The following is a 17,172-nucleotide window of genomic DNA, read 5'->3' on the forward strand; positions in this document are numbered from 1 at the left end:
CCGGTCAGGGTCGGGGGTGCCGGTTCCGGTTCCGGTCAGGGGCGGGGGGTGCCGGCGAGGCCGCCGACGACGTCCTCGGCGAGCCGCTGCGCGAGGGCGACCTTGTAGGTGTTGTCGCGGAGCGGTTCGGCGACGGCGAGTTCGGCGGCGACGGCGCCGGAGACGTGCGCGGCCGTGGGGGCCGCGCCGAGCAGGGCCTCCTCGGCGCGGCGGGCCCGCCACGGCCGGTGCGCGAGCCCGCCGAACGCCAGCCCCACGTGCCGCACGGCGCCCCGGTCGTCCAGGTCGAGGACGGCGGCGACGGAGACGAGCGCGAAGGCGTACGAGGCGCGGTCGCGGACCTTGCGGTAGGTGGAGGGGAGCCCCGCCGTCGCGGCGGGCAGCGTCACGCCGGTGACCAGCTCGCCGGGGCGGATGACCGTGTCCAGTTCGGGGTGGTCGCCGGGCAGGCGGTGGAAGGCGGCGACGGGCACGGTGCGGGCCCCGTCCGGGCCGTGCAGCTCGACGTCGGCGTCGACGGCGGCGAGCGCGACGGCCAGGTCGGAGGGGTGGGTGGCGATGCACAGGTCCGAGTGGCCCAGCACGGCGTGGTCGCGGTGGACGCCGTCCCGGGCGCCGCAGCCGCTGCCGGGTACGCGTTTGTTGCAGGGCTTGGTGAGGTCCTGGAAGTACGGGCAGCGGGTGCGCTGGAGGAGGTTGCCGCCGGTGGTGGCGGCGTTGCGCAGCTGCCCCGAGGCGCCGGAGAGCAGGGCGCGCGAGACGGCCGGGTAGCGGTCGCGGACCAGGGGGTGCGCGGCGAGGTCGCTGTTGCGGACGGTCGCGCCGACGCGCAGACCGCCGTCGGGCAGCTCCGCCACCTCGTCCAGCGGCAGGCCGGTGATGTCGACCAGGGCGTCGGGCGTCTCGACGCCGAGCTTCATCAGGTCGACGAGGTTGGTGCCGCCGCCGAGGTAGCGGGCGCCGGGGTGCGCCGCGTGGGCGGCGGCGGCCTCCCCGACGGTGCGGGCGCGGACGTACGCGAAGGGCTTCACCGGGACACGTCCTCCACGGCCTGGACGATGTGGGGGTAGGCCCCGCAGCGGCAGAGGTTGCCGCTCAGCCGCTCGCGGATCTCCTCGCGGCTGAGGGCGGCGTCCTGGGTGGGGGGCGCGTCGTCCCCGGTCACGGCCGAGGGGTGCCCGGCGGCGGCCTCGGCGAGCATGCCGACGGCCGAGCAGAGCTGGCCGGGGGTGCAGTAGCCGCACTGGAACGCGTCCCGGTCGAGGAAGGCCCGCTGGAGGGGGTGGAGCGTGCCGTCCGCGTCGGCGAGCCCCTCGACGGTGGTGACGTCGCACCCGTCCTGGGCGACCGCGAGCATCAGGCAGGCGTTGGCGCGCCGCCCGTCGACGAGGACGGTGCAGGACCCGCACTGCCCGTGGTCGCACCCCTTCTTCGCCCCGGTGAGGTCGAGCGCTTCCCGCAGCACGTCGAGCAGGGTGGCCCGGTGGTCGACGGTGAGGGTGCGGGGCGTCCCGTTCACCCGGAGGACGATCTCGGAGTGGTACGGGTCGGGCGGGGGCGACGTCGGCTGCACGGTGCGGGGCCTTCCGGGGGCGGGGGCTGCGGTGGTCGGCGGGGACGGTCGGCGGGCGGATGCGCGGTGTGGTGCGGCGGGGGCGCGCCGTGTGGTGCGCGGCCACGTGTCCAGCCTGAGCCAGGTCACCCGTCCCGGCACGCCGAGCGCCCGGCGGACGGGCGACCGGGCGACGGCACGGGGGCGGCGGGGTCCGCCACGCGCGCGTGGCGACCGGCTCCCGGGGGGGGGGGGGAGCGGGCCGCCTCACGCGCGGGCGCCCATCCCGGGCGCCCCATCCCGGGGGCCCCGTCCCGGGGATCGCTCCCGGGGTGGCGCCCGGCGCCGATCGTGGGGTCAGCGCGTGAACGCCTTCTTCGCCTTCTTCCCCGCCTCGCGCAGCTCGCCCCTCGCCCGCTCCGAGCTGCCTTCGGCGGCCATCTCCTCGTCGCCGACGGCGCGGCCCACGTTCTCCTTCACGGCGCCCTTGAGCTGCTGTGCCTTCGGGGACGCCTTGCGCTTCGCGGACATGGCTCGTCCTCCCTGGTCCCTGTCGTCGGTCGGTCCCGGCACAGCGCGCCTGCCCCGGGGCCGATCAGGCAAACCGGGACGCTCAGGACTGGTCCCGCTCCCGCGGCAGGTCGAGCGCGTCCCAGTCGAGCATGCGCTCGGCCTGCTCGTGGGCGGTCTCGGCGAGCCTTCTCACCTCGTCCAGTACGTCGCCGTGCTCCTCTACGAGCCGGTCGTAGATCGGGGAACCGGGGGTGTGGGGGCGGGTCGTCACGGGTGTGCTCCTCGGTGCGCGCGGGACGGCTGGGGCCGGGGGTCCGGCGCTCGCCCGTCTGCCCGGTACGGCGCGGATCATGCACACCACGTCGCACACGCGTACGCCGCCCCCACGCCCGCCACCGGCGGACACCCCCGACCGCCCGCCCCCGGCGCACCCGTCGCCCTCGCCCCCACCCCGGGCCCCGGACCCCGCTCCCACCCCGGGCGCCCGGGGTCAGCGCACCCCCTCCTGCGTGCGCCGGACGCACTCGGCGACGACGGACGGCAGGTCGCCGTACCGCCGCAGCAGCCGCCGCTGGACCTGCGCGCCGTTGCCGCCGCTCAGCAGCCCGTCGAGGGCCTTGCGCGCCGGGGCGAGGTCGCCGTTCTCGTCCAGTGCCGCCTCGACGTGGAGGAAGAGGGCCTGCACGACGCGCTCGGCCGGCGCCGGCCGCATGGTGTCCGGGTGGACGAGTTCGCCGTCGAGACCGGAGCGGGCGGCGCGCCAGGCGGCGGCCCGCAGCAGTCCGATGCCGTGCTCCGCCGGTGGCGTGCCCTCCCGCCACTGCCGTGCCGCGGTGTCGACGAGCGCCCGGGCGAGCGTGGCGACCAGGACCGTCGTGGAGGCGTCCAGGCAGACGTCGGCGGCCCGGATCTCGACGGTCGGGTAGTGGCGCGAGAGCCGGGCGTCGTAGTAGATCATCCCCTCGTCCTGGAGGACACCCGTGGCGACCAGTTCGCGCACCCGCCGGTGGTACCGGTCGGCGGACCCGAACGTCTCGACGGGCCCGGTCGAGGGCCAACGGCCCCACACCCGGCTTCGGTAGCTGTGGTAGCCGCTGTCACCGCCCTGCCAGAAGGGCGAGTTGGCGCTCAGCGCGAGCAGCACCGAGAGCCAGGGCCTGATCCGGTCGAGGACGGCCACGCCCTCCTCGTCCGAGGCGACCGAGACGTGGACGTGGCAGCCGCTGGTGAGTTGTTCGAGGGCGGTGACCGCGTAGTTCTCCCTGATCCAGTCGTACCGCCGGCCCTCGCTGACCGAGGGGTCCACGGGCAGCGGCGACGTCGCCAGGGCCGCGACGGCGACGCCCGCCTCGCCGGCGAGGTCCGCGGCGTCCGCCCGGCACCGCTCCACCTCGGCGGCCAGGTCGCCCATGGAGGTCCGGGGCAGCGTCCCGAACTCCAGCTGCTGGCCCTGCAACTCCTTGGTGAAGGAGTGCTCCCGCCCCTCGTACCGCCGGGCGGCCAGGGCCAGTACCTCCTCGGCGACAGCGCGCGGCTGCCCCGATCGCGGGTCCACCAGGAGGAGTTCCTCCTCCACTCCGACACTGCGCAAAAGAACCCGCCTTTCCGGTCGCATCCTGTGGGGGACAACTGACGGAACTGCCGGACTTGCCGAACGTGCGGACGTGCTGGACGCACCATCATCCCCGGCCCGGCTCCGCCGCGCACCGCCCCGGGAGCCCGTCGCCGGGATCTGGCGAGTTCCCGCCGCCCCCGGCCGGAACAGCCGCGACGCTCACCCCCCTGACGCCCCCGACGTGCGAAGCAGCCCCTCCTCCCCCACTCCGCACCCGGGCCGGGGCACCCCGGGGGCGCCCGACCGGCAGCACCTGCCCGGACTCCGGGGGCTCGGCCCGCGCCGACGCCCCGGCACCGGCGTGCCGGAGCCCGCGGGGCAGGCTCCGGCCGGGGCGGTCTCAGCGCTGGTACCGGGCCCGCGCGGGCGCCCACCAGCTGTCCGGCGAGTAGCAGCCCGGGTGGAAGTGCTGCGCCGGCTGGGCGCCGGACGCGGCGTCCGGGACGAACGTGTCGGCCGGCCCATCGATGACCCGGTGGCAGTGCGCGCAGATCCGCGGCTCCGGCCCGGTCACCGGCTCTCGCCCCGCGCTCGACGGGTCTTGCCCCGGTGGCAACGGCAGGTGCAGGTGAGGGTGAGCACCGGCCCATACCGCTTCCCTCCGGGGCGCTGCACGTAGACGTCCTGCGGGTGGCAGAACTCGTGCCCGTCCGCGTGGCAGTACGCCGACCGGCCGGTGTCCTGCTCCGTCGCGGGCGGGGTCACCGGGCGGCCTCGGCCGGCGCGGCGCCGCGGCAGCGCGGGCAGGTGCACGGCGGGTACGCCATCGACACCGGGGCGTCCGCCGCAGGCTCGACGTCCTGCCGCTCCCGCACCGTGGCCGTGGTGCCGTCCTTGCGCACCTCGTACACCTTGATCGTCATCACGGCTGTCTCCCCGCAGGCATCGATGGAGGGGTACTTCCGCAGAACCGGTGCATCCCCGACCGTTCACGCCGATGATGGACGGACCCCCTGACCAGCAGATAGGTCATCCCGTGGCCACTGCGCGGCCACGTGGCGGCCACGGCCGAAGGCACCCCCGATGGCGACACCCTCAGCACGAAACGACGCACTCCGCGCTGCCCGGCTCCGCCCCGGCTGGCGCACGATGGAGCAGGCCGCCGACGCACTCAGCGAGCACGGACGCCAGCTCCTCGGCGACCGGCAGTTCGCCGTCTCGGCGCGCACCTGGCGCCGCTGGGAGGGGGCCCGGCCGGGGTGGCCCTCCGAGCAGACCGCCATCGTCCTCCACGACGCGCTCGGCGCATGGCCGGAGGACCTCGGCTTCACCTCGCCCCCCGGGTGGATCCGCCCCGAGCGCCACGACAACCCCGCCCCGGCCGACAGCGGGCTCGCCACCATCGCCGCTGCTGCTCTCACGCCGGGGCCCACCGCGCGCCAGCATGTCGACCCGGCGCTCATCGACTACTTCCAGCAGCAGATGGAAGGGCACTACCGAGCCGACATGTTCCTCGGCCCGCACGACCTGATCGGCACGGTGTCCGCGCAATACCAGCTGATCGACAAGCTCACCCGGTCCGCGGCCGGCGAGACCCGCCGGGGCCTGCTCCGGGTCGGGGCCGCCTACGCGGCGCTCGTCGGCTGGCTCTACCAGGACTCAGGGGACATGACCGGGGCCGGCTTCTGGCGAGGCATCACGCAGGAGATGGCGATGCGGTCACGGGACCCGCACCTCATCGCGTACAGCCTCGTCAACCAGGCGTTCGTCCGGACCGACCTCGGAGACGGGCCGGCGGTCATCGACCTGTGCGAGGCTGCACTCGACGACGCGACGCGCCTGGTCCCGAAGATTCGGATCATGGCGATGCAGCAGCAGGCCCACGGCGCGAGCCTCACCGGGGACCGGGCGGCCGTCGACCGGCTGATCGACGGTGCCGACGGGCTGCTGCTCCGCGTGGACGATGACCTGCCGTGGGGCAACGCGTGCAGGCGGACGCCCGGCTACCTGGAGATTCAGCGGGCGACCTGCTACGGCCGTCTCGGGCTCGGTACCGAGGCGGTCGGGCTGTGGACCCAGGTGCTGGACGCGGTCCCGGCGACGGCGCGGCGAGACCGCGGGGTGTACATGGCTCGGTACGCGACCGCTGCGGCCAACGCGCGCGAGCCGGAGCAGGCGGTGGAGATCGCCCGGGAAGCTGCGACGATCGCGGCAGAGACGAGGTCCGCGCGGATGGGGCGCGAGCTGGTGGCCCTAGAGCGGGCGATGCGGCCGTGGCACGATGCCCCGGTAGGCCGGGACCTTCGGGAGGCCCTGGCTCCTGTGCGGGAGGGGTGTTGACGTGTCGGACGAGAAGGCGCCGCTGACGGACGCGGAGATCCAGGCGGCCCTGGCCCGGGTACCAGGGTGGCGGCGGGCGGGGCATGAGATCACCCGGTCGTACGCGATCCGGTATCACGGTGGTGTGGCGATGATCGTGCACGTCGCGGACGTGGAGAGGCTGATCGGTCATCACGCGGACATCGACCTGCGGTGGGGGCGGGTCCGGTTCGGCATCACCACTCATGACGCCGGGCACCGGCTGACGGCGGCCGACTTCGACCTGGCGGAGCGCATCGACGCGATCGCCCGGGCGCACGGCGCGGAGCCGCTGGACGCCTGACCCGCGGGCGGGAGCAGCGCCAGGCGCCGCAGTTGAGCCCTCGCGGCGACCGGGCGGAGCGGCGCGTCTACGCCCCGGGGGCCCCGCCCGCGGGGCGGCCGGTCCGCGTCACGGCGGCGACCACGGCGGTGACGGCGGTGGTCGCGGCGAGGGTTCCCACCAAGACCAGCCCCACTCCGATCACGAAGAGGCCGCTGCCGTCGTCCGACCAGTCGTGGAAGGCGGCGGCGGTCAGACCCGCCGTGGGGCCGAGCACCGCCGCGACGACGTGGCGCCGGTACGCCGCCCAGGCCACCGGCGCCAGCAGGGTCGCCACCAGCCCGATCACCTGCCACGCCTCGTACGGGCCGGTCGTCGAGCCGTCGGGCTGCACGTCGCGGTGCTGGTCCCAGCCCAGCCACGCGGCCCACACCGCGGAGGTCAGCAGCGCCAGTAGGAGGCCGGTTCCCAGCTGGGGGACGGCGGATGGGGAAGGTCGTCGCATGGCATCAGCCTCGCGGACCACCCCGGCCGCCGGCCTGAGTGCGCGTACTCAAGGTCCGCCCGAGTACGTCCCACCCGCGCGGCCCGCCGCCGGGGCGCTCACGCCACCGAGTCGATGCGGCCGGTCGGGCCGGCCGGGCCGTCGTGGTGGATGGGGGTGTGCGCGCCGGTCAGGGAGACGCCGCTGCCGCCGCGGCGGGCCGCGACGATCTCGGCGGCGATCGACAGGGCGGTCTCCTCCGGGGTGCGGGCGCCGAGGTCGAGGCCGATCGGGGAGCGCAGGCGCGCCAGTTCGAGCTCGGTGACGCCGACCTCGCGCAGCCGCCGGTTGCGGTCCTCGTGGGTGCGGCGGGAGCCCATGGCGCCGACGTACGCGACGGGCAGGCGCAGGGCGTGCCGCAGGAGCGGGATGTCGAACTTGGCGTCGTGGGTGAGGACGCACAGCACGGTCCGGGCGTCGACCCGGGTGCCCTCCAGGTACTCGTGCGGCCAGCCGACGACGATCTCGTCGGCGTCGGGGAAGCGGGCGGCGGTCGCGAAGACCGGTCGGGCGTCGCACACGGTGACGTGGTAGCCGAGGAACTTCCCGACCCGCACGAGTGCCGACGCGAAGTCGATGGCGCCGAAGACGATCATGCGGGGCGCGGGGACGCTGGACTCGACGAGCAGCGTCAGCGGCCGGCCGCAGCGCGCGCCCTCCTCGCCGATGGTGACGGTGCCGGTGCGGCCCGCGTCGAGCAGGGCGCGCGCCTCGGCCGCGGCGGTGCGGTCGAGGCCCGGGTGGCCGCCGAGGCCGCCCTCGTACGCGCCGTCGGGGCGGACGAGCAGGGCGCCGCCCATGAGGTCGGACGGGCCGTCGACGACCCGGGCGAGGGCCGCCGACTCGCCGCGGGCGGCGGCGGCCAGCGCGGCGGGGAGCACCCCGCCGCGGACGGGGGTGACGAGGATGTCGATGACGCCGCCGCAGGTGAGGCCGACGGCGAAGGCGTCCTCGTCGCTGTAGCCGAAGCGTTCGAGGACGGTGTCGCCGTCCTCGATCGCCTGCCGGCACAGTTCGTACACGGCCCCCTCCACACAGCCGCCGGAGACCGAGCCGATCGCCGTGCCGTCGCGGTCGACGGCGAGCGCGGCGCCGGGCTGCCGGGGCGCGCTGCCGCTGACCGCCACGACGGTGGCGACGGCGAAGTCGCGTCCCTGCTCGACCCACTGGCCGAGCTCCTCGGCGATGTCCAGCATGGCGGCCTCCTTGGGGTCCGGAGCGGTGGTGCGGAGGGGGTGGAGGGGTCCGTCAGTGGCCGGTGCCGGTCACGAAGTAGAAGACGAACACCGCGGAGAGGATCCACATCAGGACACTGGGCTCGCGCCACTTGCCCTGGGCGGCCTTGATCGCGCAGAAGGCGATGACGCCGGCGCCGACACCGGTGGTGATGGTGTACGTGAACGGCATCAGCACGACCGTGAGGAAGACCGGCACGGCGACGGACCAGTCGGCCCAGTCGACGTGGCGGGCGTTCTGCAGCATCATCGCGCCGATCACGACCAGGGCGGCGGAGGCCACCTGGCCCGGCACGAGCTGCGTCAGCGGGGTGAAGAAGAGGCACGCGGCGAAGAACAGGCCGGTGACCGAGGCGGACAGCCCGGTCCTGGCGCCCTCGCCGACGCCGGTGGCGGACTCGATGAAGACGGTCTGCCCGGAGGCGCTCGTGACGCCGCCGATCGCACCGCCCGCGCCGTCGATGAACAGCGCCTTGTTGAGGCCCGGCATGCGGCCGGAGGCGTCGGCGAGCTTGGCCTCCTGCCCGACGGCGATGATCGTCGCCATGGCGTCGAAGAAGCCGGCCAGCACCAGGGTGAAGACAATCATGCCGACGGCGGCGTAACCGAGCTTCTCCCAGCCGCCGAACTCGACCTGGCCGAAGAGCGAGAAGTCCGGCATGGCGACGAACCCGCCGTGCAGGACCGGCGCCTTGCCGCCCCACGCCTCCTCCTCGATGAGACCGGTGGCGGTGGCGACGACGGAGATGACGGTGCCGACCACGATGCCCAGCAGGATCGCGCCGGGGACCCGCCGCGCCTGGAGCATGAAGATCAGCAGCAGGGTGACGGTGAAGAGCACGACCGGCCAGCCGGTGAGCGAGCCGCCGACGCCGAGGGCGACGGGACCGCCACCCAGGCCCTTGCCGACGAAGCCGGCGTTGACGAAGCCGATCATCGCGATGAACAGGCCGATGCCGATGGTGATGCCGTGCTTCAGGGCCAGCGGTATGGCGTTCATGATGACCTCGCGGACACCGGTGACCACCAGCAGGCAGATCACCGCGCCGTAGATCACGCACATGCCCATGGCCTGCGGCCAGGTCATGTGGGGCGCCACCTGGGTGGAGACGACACCCGCGACGCTGAGGCCCGCCGCCAGCGCGAGCGGGACCTTGCCGATGATTCCCATCGCCAGGGTGGTGACCGCTGCCGCGAGGGCGGTCGCCGTGATCAGGGCGGGCTGGCTCAGCTTGTTGCCGAGCAGGTCCTCGCCGCCGAGCAGCAGCGGGTTGAGCAGGAGGATGTACGCCATGGCCATGAAGGTCGTGACGCCGCCGCGCACCTCGCGCGCGACGGTGGATCCTCTGTGCGTGATGTGAAAGTACCGATCGAGCCAAGATCGTCCGGCGGGGATGCGCGTGCCTTCGGCCGCGTCTTCCGGAACGGTCTTCGGCTCCACTGACGATTGGGTCATGGTGCCTACTCCCAAGGTTCACAGGGGCACCCGCGGGCTCCGACTCCGGGCCCGTGCGCGGGATTTGGGATGGTGCTTGGCTGCACGACCCGGGGGAACGGCCCGAGACGGACGGGGTTCTGCGCTGGGGGTGGGGGGATGGGGGGTGGTGGGTGCGGGGACCGCGAGCGGTGCGGTCCGATCGGTCCGACGTGCCTGTGGGGGTCTCCCTGCGGCGGTGCGGTGGTTCGGTGCTCCGGACGGTGCGGGCCGGGCCGGGGGACTGTGACGTTCCCGGGAGCCGCGCACCGCCCGGAGGTTCGGGGGGCGTCGCCCGCCAGGGGCTACGCGGTGCCGGTGAGGTGCTCGGGGCGTACCGGTGTCCTGTTCAGCTCCAGGCCCGTCGCGTTGCGGATCGCCGCGAGGACGGCCGGCGTGGACGACAGGGTCGGGGCCTCGCCGATGCCGCGCAGGCCGTAGGGGGCGTGCTCGTCGGCGAGTTCCAGCACGTCGACCGGGATGGTCGGGGTGTCGAGGATGGTGGGGATCAGGTAGTCCGTGAAGGAGGGGTTCTTCACCTTCGCCGTCTTCGGGTCGACGATGATCTCCTCCATGACCGCCACGCCCAGGCCCTGGGTGGTGCCGCCCTGGATCTGGCCGATGACGGAGAGCGGGTTGAGGGCCTTGCCGACGTCCTGGGCGCAGGCCAGCTCGATGACCTTGACCAGGCCCAGCTCGGTGTCGACCTCCACGACGGCGCGGTGGGCGGCGAACGAGTACTGGACGTGGCCGTTGCCCTGGCCGGTGCGCAGGTCGAACGGCTCGGTCGGCCGGTGGCGCCACTCGGCCTCGATCTCGACGACCTCGTCCTCCAGCACGTCGACCAGGTCGGCGAGGACCTCGCCGCCGTCGGTGACGACCTTGCCGCCTTCGAGCAGCAGCTCGGCGGTGGCCCAGGCGGGGTGGTAGGTGCCGAGCTTGCGGCGGCCGATCTCCAGGACCTTCTCGCGGACGAGCTCGCAGGAGTTCTTCACCGCGCCGCCGGTGACGTACGTCTGGCGGGAGGCGGAGGTGGAGCCGGCGGAGCCGACCCGGGTGTCGGCCGGGTTGATGGTCACCTGGGTGACGCCCAGTTCCGTGCGGGCGATCTGGGCGTGGACGGTGACGCCGCCCTGGCCGACCTCCGCCATGGCGGTGTGCACGGTGGCGACGGCCTCGCCGTTGATGACCTCCATGCGCACCCGGGCGGTGGAGTAGTCGTCGAAGCCCTCGGAGAAGCCGACGTTCTTGATGCCGACCGCGTAGCCGACGCCGCGGACGACGCCCTCGCCGTGGGTGGTGTTCGACAGGCCGCCGGGCAGCGCGCGGACGTCGGCGCCCTCGGTGGACTCCCACTGGCGCTCCGGCGGCAGCGGGCGGGCCTTGACGCGGCGCAGCAGCTCGGCCACGGGCGCCGGGGAGTCGACCGGCTGCCCGGTCGGCATGATGGTGCCCTGCTCCATGGCGTTGAGCCGGCGGAACTCGACGGGGTCCATGTCGAGCCTCGCGGCCAGCTTGTCCATCTGCGCCTCGTAGGCGAAGCACGCCTGGACCGCGCCGAAGCCGCGCATGGCGCCGCAGGGCGGGTTGTTGGTGTAGAGGGCGATGGACTCGATGTCGACGTCGTCGATGACGTACGGGCCGGCCGAGAGGGACGCGGCGTTGCCGACGACGGCCGGGGAGGCGGAGGCGTAGGCGCCGCCGTCCAGCACGATCCGGCACTTCATGTGGGTGAGCTTGCCGTCCTTGGTCGCCCCGTGCTCGTAGTACAGCTTCGCCGGGTGGCGGTGGACGTGGCCGAAGAACGACTCGAACCGGTTGTAGACGATCTTCACCGGCTTGCCGGTGCGCAGCGCCAGCAGGCAGGCGTGGATCTGCATCGACAGGTCCTCGCGGCCGCCGAAGGCACCGCCGACGCCGGAGAGCGTCATGCGGACCTTGTCCTCGGGCAGGCCGAGGACGGGGGCGATCTGGCGGAGGTCGGAGTGCAGCCACTGGGTGGCGATGTACAGGTCGACGCCGCCGTCCTCGGCGGGTACGGCGAGGCCGGACTCCGGGCCGAGGAACGCCTGGTCCTGCATGCCGAAGGTGTACTCGCCCTCGACGATCACGTCGGCCCGCGCGCGGGCCGCCTCGACGTCGCCGCGGACGATCGGCTGGCGGTGCACGATGTTGGGGTGCGGGACGTGCCCGGAGTGGTGGTCGTCGCGGCCGGGGTGCAGGATCGGCGCGCCGGGGCCGAGGGCGGACGCCTCGTCGGTGACGACCGGCAGCTCCCGGTACTCGACCTTGATCTTCGCGGCGGCGCGCCGGGCGGTCTCCGGGTGGTCGGCGGCGACGACGGCGACCGGTTCGCCGTGGTGGCGTACGACGCCGTTGGCGAGTACCGGGGTGTCCTGGATCTCCAGGCCGTAGTTCTTCACCTCGGTGGGCAGGTCGTCGTAGGTGAGGACGGCGTACACGCCCGCCTGGGCGAGGGCCTCGGAGGTGTCGATGGAGACGATCTCGGCGTGGGCGACGGTGGAGCGGAGGATCTGGCCCCACAGCATGTCCTCGTGCCACATGTCCGAGGAGTAGGCGAACTCGCCGGTGACCTTGAGGGTGCCGTCGGGTCGGAGGGTGGACTCGCCGATGCCGCCCTTGGTGCCCTGGGCGCCCTGGGTGACCTTGGTGGGCGTGCCGGCGGGGGTGGCCGCGGCCCGGGTGTTCTGCGCGGTGGTCATGGGTGTCAGACCGCCTCTCCCTGACGTTCCTGACGGGCGGCCGCGAGGCGGACGGCGTCCAGGATCTTCTCGTAACCGGTGCAGCGGCAGAGGTTGCCGGAGAGCGCCTCGCGGATGTCCTCGTCGGACGGCGACGGGTTGCGCTCCAGCATCTCGTCGGCCGCGACGAGCAGGCCGGGGGTGCAGAAGCCGCACTGGACGGCGCCCGCGTCGATGAACGCCTGCTGGATCGGGGAGAGCGGGGCGCCCTCGCCGGTCTGCGAGTCGGTGCCGCGGGCGGACCACTGCTTGGCGTCGTCCAGGCCCGTGCCGCAGGCGCCGGTGGCGCAGCCGCCGTCGGCGCGCTGCCTGGCGTACTCGGCGAGGCCCTCGACGGTGACCACCTCGCGGCCCTCGACCTGGCCGGCGGCGACGAGGCAGGAGCAGACGGGGACGCCGTCGAGGCGGACGGTGCAGGAACCGCACTCGCCCTGCTCGCAGGCGTTCTTCGAGCCCGGCAGTCCGAGGCGCTCGCGCAGGACGTAGAGGAGGGACTCGCCCTCCCACACGTCGTCGGCCTGCTGGGGGCGTCCGTTGACGGTGAAGTTGACGCGCATGGGTTATGCAGCTCCTTCCAGCGTGCGGGCGCTGCCGCGGTACTGCTCCCAGGTCCAGCCGAGGGTGCGGCGGGCCATGATGCCGACGGCGTGGCGGCGGTACCTGGCGGTGCCGCGGACGTCGTCGATCGGGTTGCAGGCGGCGGAGGCCAGCTGCGCGAACTGCTTGGCGATCGACGGGGTGATGATCTTTCCGTTGTCCCAGAAGCCGCCCTCCTCCAGCGCGGCGTTCAGGAACTCCTCGGCCTCGCGCGCCCGGACCGGCGTGGGCGCGGCGGAGCCGATGCCCGTGCGCACCGTGCGGGTCTCCGGGTGGAGGGCGATGCCGAAGGCGCAGACCGCGATCACCATGGCGTTGCGGGTACCCACCTTGGAGTACTGCTGCGGGCCGTCGGCCTTCTTGATGTGGACGGTCTTGATGAGCTCGTCGGGCTGGAGGGCGTTGCGCTTGACCCCCGTGTAGAACTCGTCGATGGGGATGAACCGGCTGCCGCGCACCGACTCGACCTCGACCTCGGCGCCCGCGGCGAGCAGCGCCGGGTGGGCGTCCCCGGCGGGGGACGCGGTGCCGAGGTTGCCGCCGACGCCGCCGCGGTTGCGGATCTGCGGCGAGGCGACGGTGTGGGAGGCGAGGGCGAGGCCGGGCAGCTCGGCCCGCAGCCGCTCCATGATCTGGGTGTAGGGGACCGAGGCGCCCAGTCGGACGTTCTCCTCGCCGACCTCCCACTCACGGAGGGACTCGATGCGGTTCAGGTCCAGCAGGTACTCGGGCCGTCGGTGGTCGAAGTTGATCTCGACCATGACATCGGTGCCACCCGCGATGGGCACAGCCGTGGGGTGCTCCGCCTTGGCGGCGAGCGCCTCCTCCCAGCTGGCGGGGCGAAGGAAGTCCATGAGTGGCTCTCTTCATTCGTGACGACGTGGTCCGCGCTTCTCCCCGGGTACCCCGCCGCCCGGGCCCGGAGGCCGGTGGTGCGTGGGCGCCGGGATCGGCGGATCGGTGTGATCGGGGCTGTTCGCCGGGGCGCGGGGGACGGCCGGCCCTCGATGAGGTGTTCATCTGCTGTTAACGCTTGGTGGCCCCAGTACACCCAGCGGTGCTCCACCCGGTGCAGTCACCGAAACCATGAAGGAGTTGGCTGGCGGCACCCCCGGTCTTGTAGATTCGAACGAAAGGCGGGGATCAGTAACCTCTTCGTTTCCCCCCGGAAACGGTGGCGAGGGCCCACCGTCCACAACGAGACACCACGAGAAGGATCGGCGGCGACGACATGCGGCTGCGCGCACTGCTGGAGACCGAGGTGCTGGGCCTGCGGCTGCTCGGCGGCGAGGACGAGCTCGACCGCACCGTGCGCGGCGTGATGACCACGGACCTCAGGGATCCCAGCCGGTACCTGTCCGGCGGCGAGCTGGTGCTCACGGGTCTGGCCTGGCGTCGCGACGAGGCGGACTCGGAGCCGTTCGTCCGCATCCTCGCGGCCGCCGGGGTCGCCGGTCTCGCGGCCGGCGAAGCGGAGCTGGGCGCGATCCCGGACGACCTCGTCCAGGCGTGTTTGCGCCACCGCCTTCCGCTCTTCGCAGTGAACGAATCAGTCGCATTCGCAACGATCACCGAGCACGTCGTTCGACAGGTGTCGGGCGAGCGCGCGGGGGACCTGGCGGCCGTCGTCGATCGCCACAGGCGGCTGATGACCTCCGGGCCGACCGGGGGCGGCCCCGAGGTGGTGCTCGACCTGCTCGGCTCCGACCTGGACCTGCGGGCCTGGGTCCTCTCCCCCACCGGCCGGCGGATCGCCGGCGCCGGCACCCCGCTGCCCGCCGAGGTCGGCGCGGTACTGGCCGGGGAGCACCTGGCCGCGACCCGCACCGGCCGGCGCGGCCCGCACCGGGCGCAGGTGGGCGGCTCGACGTACTCGCTCTTCCCGATCCGTAACACCGGACGGGGGGCCGCGCCGGCCGCCAGGGACGTCCGCGAGACGGTCCTTTCGGACTGGCTGCTGGCCGTGGAGGCCGACGCGGGCGACTGGCCGGCCGCCCGGCTGGACCTCCTCCAGGGGGTCACCCAGCTCATCGCCGTGGAGCGCGACCGCAGGGACGCCGCGCGCACGGTCCGCCGCCGGCTGGCGCAGGAGGTCCTGGAGCTGGTGCAGACCGGCGCCGCCCCGGCGGAGATCGCCGCCCGGCTGCGGGTCGCCGCGCCCGTGCTGCTGCCGGGGCTCGGTACCGCGCCGCACTGGCAGGTCGTCGTCGCCCGCGTCGAGTGGGGCGAGGACGGCGCCGTCGAGACCGGCCCGGTCGCCCAGTCGCTGCTCGAGGAGATCCTCGTCGACCCGGCGACGAGCGGGCCGGACTCGGCCGACCGCATCGCGGTCGCCCATTCGGGGGACGAGGCGGTCGCGCTGGTACCGCTGCCCGCCACCGCCCCGGCGGCGCCGGGCGCCACGGGACCCCACGGGGACGCCGAGGACGGCACCGCCGGGGAGGCGGGCGCGGGTGACGGCGGCGCGACCGCGGGCGGCGCGGGCTCGGCCGCCGGTTCAGGCGGCTCCGGCGCGGGCGGCACCGGCGGCGCGGGTGCGGGCGGCACCGGCGGCTCCGGCGCGGGCGGCGCAGGCGCGGGTGCGGGCGCGTTCGGGCTGCACGCCGAGACGCTGCTGGCCGCCGTGCGGACGCCGCTGTCGGCGGGCCTCGCCGACGACGGGCGGCTCACCCTGGGCGTCAGCGCCGCCGTGCACTCCGCGGAGGGGCTGCGGGGCGCGCTGGAGGAGGCCCGGCACGCCCGCCGGGTCGCGGCGGCGCGCCCCGGCCGGGTCTGCGCGGCCGGCCACCACGAGCTGGCCTCGCACGTCCTGCTGCTGCCGTTCGTGCCGGACGACGTGCGCCGGGCGTTCACCGCGCGGCTCCTGGACCCGCTGCGCGACTACGACCGGCGCCACCGCGCCGAGCTGATCCCCACCCTGGAGGCGTTCCTCGACTGCGACGGCTCCTGGACGCGCTGCGCGGCGCGGCTGCACCTGCACGTGAACACGCTGCGGTACCGGGTGGGCCGGATCGAGCAGCTGACGGGGCGCGACCTGTCCCGGCTGGAGGACAAGCTGGACTTCTTCCTGGCGCTGCGGATGTCCTGAGCACGGACGGCGGCACGTCCACACCCTCACCACGCTTCACTCTTCCGAGGGAACGACGGCCCACCGCCGCACCGCCGCTCCCCCACCGCTCCCGGCGCCGTTCGCTCCCGCCGCGCCCCGCCTCCGCTCGCCCCGGGGGCGGTCCGCGGCCCCGCGCGCCCGCCGGGTGATTGTGAATCAATTCACCTGACCCCTTGGCCGGGTGTGCCGTTCCGTGCTGTGATGCGTCCGTCCCAACAGCTCGATGGTGCGCTCGGGGAGGGCAACGTGGCGCATACCGCCATGTCTGGTTCCGGAACGACCGATGCTGACGATCCCCTCCAGACCGCGGTATGGCGGCTGCGCTCCCGCGGCTGCTGGGCGGACGCGGCCGCCCTGCTCACCCCCACGGCCGACGACCCGACCGTGGCGGTCCAGCGGGCCTCGCTGCTGATCGAGCGGTGCCTGTACACCGAGGCCGGCTGGGCGGACGCCGAGGACGCGCTGCGCGCCGCCGAGGCCGTCGCGCAGGACGACGAGGAGCGCGGCGCCGCCGCCTGCGAGCGCGGCTACCTCGCGTACGCCGCCACCCTGCACGGCGTGCGGGACCGGGCCGACGAGGCGCGGGCGGCGCTCGGCCGCTCCGCGGCGCTGCTCGGACCGTCCTCACCGCGCCGCGCGCTGCTGGACTTCCGGCGCGGGCTGGTCGCCCAGTACCTGGCGGACGCGCCGCAGGCGGCCCGCGCCGCCTACCGGCGCGCGCACGCTGCGGCGACCGCCCAGGGCGACACGCTGCTGCTGGCGTTCACCTGGCGGCACCTGGCCGGACTCGCGCTGCGGGAGGGCGAGTTGGCGGAGGCCCGGCACGGCTTCTCCGAGTCGCTGAGGCTGCGCGAGGAGTTGGGCTACCTGGTGGGCACGGCCCCCGCGCTGGCCGCGCTGGCCGACGCCGAGCCGGAACCGGAGGCGAGCCGCCTGCGGGCGGAGGCGCAGCGGCTGTTCCGGCTCCTCGGCGGCGTACCGACGTGGCTGGCGACGCAGTTCGCCCCGCACCCGGCGGCCTGACCGGCCCCCGAAGGACCGCTCCGGCGGGCGCGGGCCGTGCGGCGGCGGTCTCCGCCGGGAGACCGCCGGGTGACGGACTGTCGCCCTCCCTTGACGGAGTGGTAGGTTCGCGGCGCGTCAAGCGCGGGGAGCGGCACGCGACGACCACGCGCGCCGCAGGGGGGTTC

Annotated in this window: 18 protein-coding genes; 4 read left to right on the top strand and 14 right to left on the bottom strand. The window is 74.5% G+C overall.

Annotated features, from left to right (window positions below):
• Positions 1 to 35: 35 nt before the first annotated feature.
• The 8 genes from LPA54_RS21645 to LPA54_RS21680 all read right to left on the bottom strand — a co-directional run bounded on the left by LPA54_RS21645 (position 36) and on the right by LPA54_RS21680 (position 4,543).
• The gene (locus LPA54_RS21645) at positions 36 to 1,031 is read right to left on the bottom strand and encodes a xanthine dehydrogenase family protein subunit M (protein ID WP_228980311.1); all 996 of its coding nucleotides are present in this window, start codon (positions 1,029 to 1,031) and stop codon (positions 36 to 38) included.
• Positions 1,028 to 1,573 carry a (2Fe-2S)-binding protein gene (locus LPA54_RS21650; RefSeq protein ID WP_228980312.1) on the bottom strand — a complete coding sequence of 182 codons (546 nt, stop codon included), beginning with the start codon at positions 1,571 to 1,573 and terminating at the stop codon, positions 1,028 to 1,030. The genes LPA54_RS21645 and LPA54_RS21650 overlap by 4 nt, the downstream gene beginning before the upstream one ends.
• Positions 1,574 to 1,909: 336 nt before the next feature.
• Positions 1,910 to 2,083, bottom strand: coding sequence for a CsbD family protein (locus LPA54_RS21655; RefSeq protein WP_228980313.1), 174 nt, complete (start codon positions 2,081 to 2,083; stop codon positions 1,910 to 1,912).
• 82 nt (positions 2,084 to 2,165) lie between these two features.
• Positions 2,166 to 2,336 (bottom strand): hypothetical protein, encoded by a 171-nt coding sequence (locus LPA54_RS21660; RefSeq protein ID WP_228980314.1) that lies wholly within the window; start codon positions 2,334 to 2,336, stop codon positions 2,166 to 2,168.
• 219 nt (positions 2,337 to 2,555) lie between these two features.
• The gene (locus LPA54_RS21665) at positions 2,556 to 3,656 is read right to left on the bottom strand and encodes a glutamate--cysteine ligase (RefSeq protein ID WP_228980315.1); all 1,101 of its coding nucleotides are present in this window, start codon (positions 3,654 to 3,656) and stop codon (positions 2,556 to 2,558) included.
• A 364-nt stretch (positions 3,657 to 4,020) separates the two neighbouring features.
• Positions 4,021 to 4,194 (bottom strand): hypothetical protein, encoded by a 174-nt coding sequence (locus tag LPA54_RS21670; RefSeq protein WP_228980317.1) that lies wholly within the window; start codon positions 4,192 to 4,194, stop codon positions 4,021 to 4,023.
• On the bottom strand, positions 4,191 to 4,385 hold the full coding sequence (locus LPA54_RS21675; RefSeq protein ID WP_228980320.1) for a hypothetical protein: 195 nt from the start codon (positions 4,383 to 4,385) through the stop codon (positions 4,191 to 4,193). Before LPA54_RS21675 ends, LPA54_RS21670 begins: the two co-directional genes overlap by 4 nt.
• On the bottom strand, positions 4,382 to 4,543 hold the full coding sequence (locus LPA54_RS21680; RefSeq protein WP_228980322.1) for a hypothetical protein: 162 nt from the start codon (positions 4,541 to 4,543) through the stop codon (positions 4,382 to 4,384). The genes LPA54_RS21675 and LPA54_RS21680 overlap by 4 nt, the downstream gene beginning before the upstream one ends.
• 160 nt (positions 4,544 to 4,703) lie before the next feature.
• Between LPA54_RS21680 and LPA54_RS21685 the strand changes: the two genes are divergently transcribed.
• Together LPA54_RS21685 and LPA54_RS21690 are read left to right on the top strand one after the other, a co-directional pair.
• Entirely contained in the window at positions 4,704 to 5,960 is a 1,257-nt protein-coding gene (locus tag LPA54_RS21685; RefSeq protein ID WP_228980323.1) for a Twin-arginine translocation pathway signal, read from the top strand.
• A gap of 1 nt (position 5,961) precedes the next feature.
• Positions 5,962 to 6,282, top strand: coding sequence for a 4a-hydroxytetrahydrobiopterin dehydratase (locus LPA54_RS21690; RefSeq protein WP_228980325.1), 321 nt, complete (start codon positions 5,962 to 5,964; stop codon positions 6,280 to 6,282).
• Positions 6,283 to 6,349: 67 nt separating this feature from the next.
• Here the strand turns inward: LPA54_RS21690 and LPA54_RS21695 are convergent, their stop codons facing one another.
• The 6 genes from LPA54_RS21695 to LPA54_RS21720 all read right to left on the bottom strand — a co-directional run bounded on the left by LPA54_RS21695 (position 6,350) and on the right by LPA54_RS21720 (position 13,727).
• Positions 6,350 to 6,766, bottom strand: coding sequence for a hypothetical protein (locus LPA54_RS21695; RefSeq protein ID WP_228980327.1), 417 nt, complete (start codon positions 6,764 to 6,766; stop codon positions 6,350 to 6,352).
• Between the two features lie 98 nt (positions 6,767 to 6,864).
• Positions 6,865 to 8,001: an XdhC/CoxI family protein gene (locus tag LPA54_RS21700; protein ID WP_228980329.1), complete on the bottom strand. Its 1,137-nt coding sequence runs from the start codon at positions 7,999 to 8,001 to the stop codon at positions 6,865 to 6,867.
• A gap of 52 nt (positions 8,002 to 8,053) precedes the next feature.
• Positions 8,054 to 9,496 carry an NCS2 family permease gene (locus LPA54_RS21705; protein ID WP_228980331.1) on the bottom strand — a complete coding sequence of 481 codons (1,443 nt, stop codon included), beginning with the start codon at positions 9,494 to 9,496 and terminating at the stop codon, positions 8,054 to 8,056.
• Positions 9,497 to 9,819: 323 nt separating this feature from the next.
• Positions 9,820 to 12,237, bottom strand: a complete 2,418-nt coding sequence (gene pucD / locus LPA54_RS21710; RefSeq protein ID WP_228980332.1) for a xanthine dehydrogenase subunit D — start codon at positions 12,235 to 12,237, stop codon at positions 9,820 to 9,822.
• A gap of 5 nt (positions 12,238 to 12,242) precedes the next feature.
• Positions 12,243 to 12,833: a (2Fe-2S)-binding protein gene (locus LPA54_RS21715; RefSeq protein WP_228980335.1), complete on the bottom strand. Its 591-nt coding sequence runs from the start codon at positions 12,831 to 12,833 to the stop codon at positions 12,243 to 12,245.
• Positions 12,834 to 12,836: 3 nt separating this feature from the next.
• On the bottom strand, positions 12,837 to 13,727 hold the full coding sequence (locus tag LPA54_RS21720; RefSeq protein WP_228980337.1) for a xanthine dehydrogenase family protein subunit M: 891 nt from the start codon (positions 13,725 to 13,727) through the stop codon (positions 12,837 to 12,839).
• 377 nt (positions 13,728 to 14,104) lie between these two features.
• Here LPA54_RS21720 and LPA54_RS21725 point away from each other — a divergent pair, with 377 nt between their 5' ends.
• Positions 14,105 to 15,961, top strand: a complete 1,857-nt coding sequence (locus tag LPA54_RS21725) for a PucR family transcriptional regulator (protein ID WP_228980339.1) — start codon at positions 14,105 to 14,107, stop codon at positions 15,959 to 15,961.
• A 282-nt stretch (positions 15,962 to 16,243) separates the two neighbouring features.
• On the top strand, positions 16,244 to 17,005 hold the full coding sequence (locus LPA54_RS21730) for a hypothetical protein (protein ID WP_228980341.1): 762 nt from the start codon (positions 16,244 to 16,246) through the stop codon (positions 17,003 to 17,005).
• Positions 17,006 to 17,172: the final 167 nt, after the last annotated feature.

It is taken from the genome of Streptomyces sp. DH12, assembly GCF_020873895.1.
Classification (GTDB): Bacteria; Actinomycetota; Actinomycetes; order Streptomycetales; family Streptomycetaceae; genus Streptomyces.

Coding starts and splice junctions, on each gene's coding strand:
- LPA54_RS21655 (WP_228980313.1), bottom strand. CDS start 2,083: ATGTCCGCGAAGCGCAAGGCGTCCCCGAAGGCACAGCAGCTCAAGGGC.
- LPA54_RS21680 (WP_228980322.1), bottom strand. CDS start 4,543: ATGACGATCAAGGTGTACGAGGTGCGCAAGGACGGCACCACGGCCACG.
- LPA54_RS21685 (WP_228980323.1), top strand. CDS start 4,704: ATGGCGACACCCTCAGCACGAAACGACGCACTCCGCGCTGCCCGGCTC.
- LPA54_RS21695 (WP_228980327.1), bottom strand. CDS start 6,766: ATGCGACGACCTTCCCCATCCGCCGTCCCCCAGCTGGGAACCGGCCTC.
- LPA54_RS21700 (WP_228980329.1), bottom strand. CDS start 8,001: ATGCTGGACATCGCCGAGGAGCTCGGCCAGTGGGTCGAGCAGGGACGC.
- LPA54_RS21705 (WP_228980331.1), bottom strand. CDS start 9,496: ATGACCCAATCGTCAGTGGAGCCGAAGACCGTTCCGGAAGACGCGGCC.
- pucD (WP_228980332.1), bottom strand. CDS start 12,237: ATGACCACCGCGCAGAACACCCGGGCCGCGGCCACCCCCGCCGGCACG.
- LPA54_RS21715 (WP_228980335.1), bottom strand. CDS start 12,833: ATGCGCGTCAACTTCACCGTCAACGGACGCCCCCAGCAGGCCGACGAC.
- LPA54_RS21720 (WP_228980337.1), bottom strand. CDS start 13,727: ATGGACTTCCTTCGCCCCGCCAGCTGGGAGGAGGCGCTCGCCGCCAAG.
- LPA54_RS21725 (WP_228980339.1), top strand. CDS start 14,105: ATGCGGCTGCGCGCACTGCTGGAGACCGAGGTGCTGGGCCTGCGGCTG.
- LPA54_RS21730 (WP_228980341.1), top strand. CDS start 16,244: ATGTCTGGTTCCGGAACGACCGATGCTGACGATCCCCTCCAGACCGCG.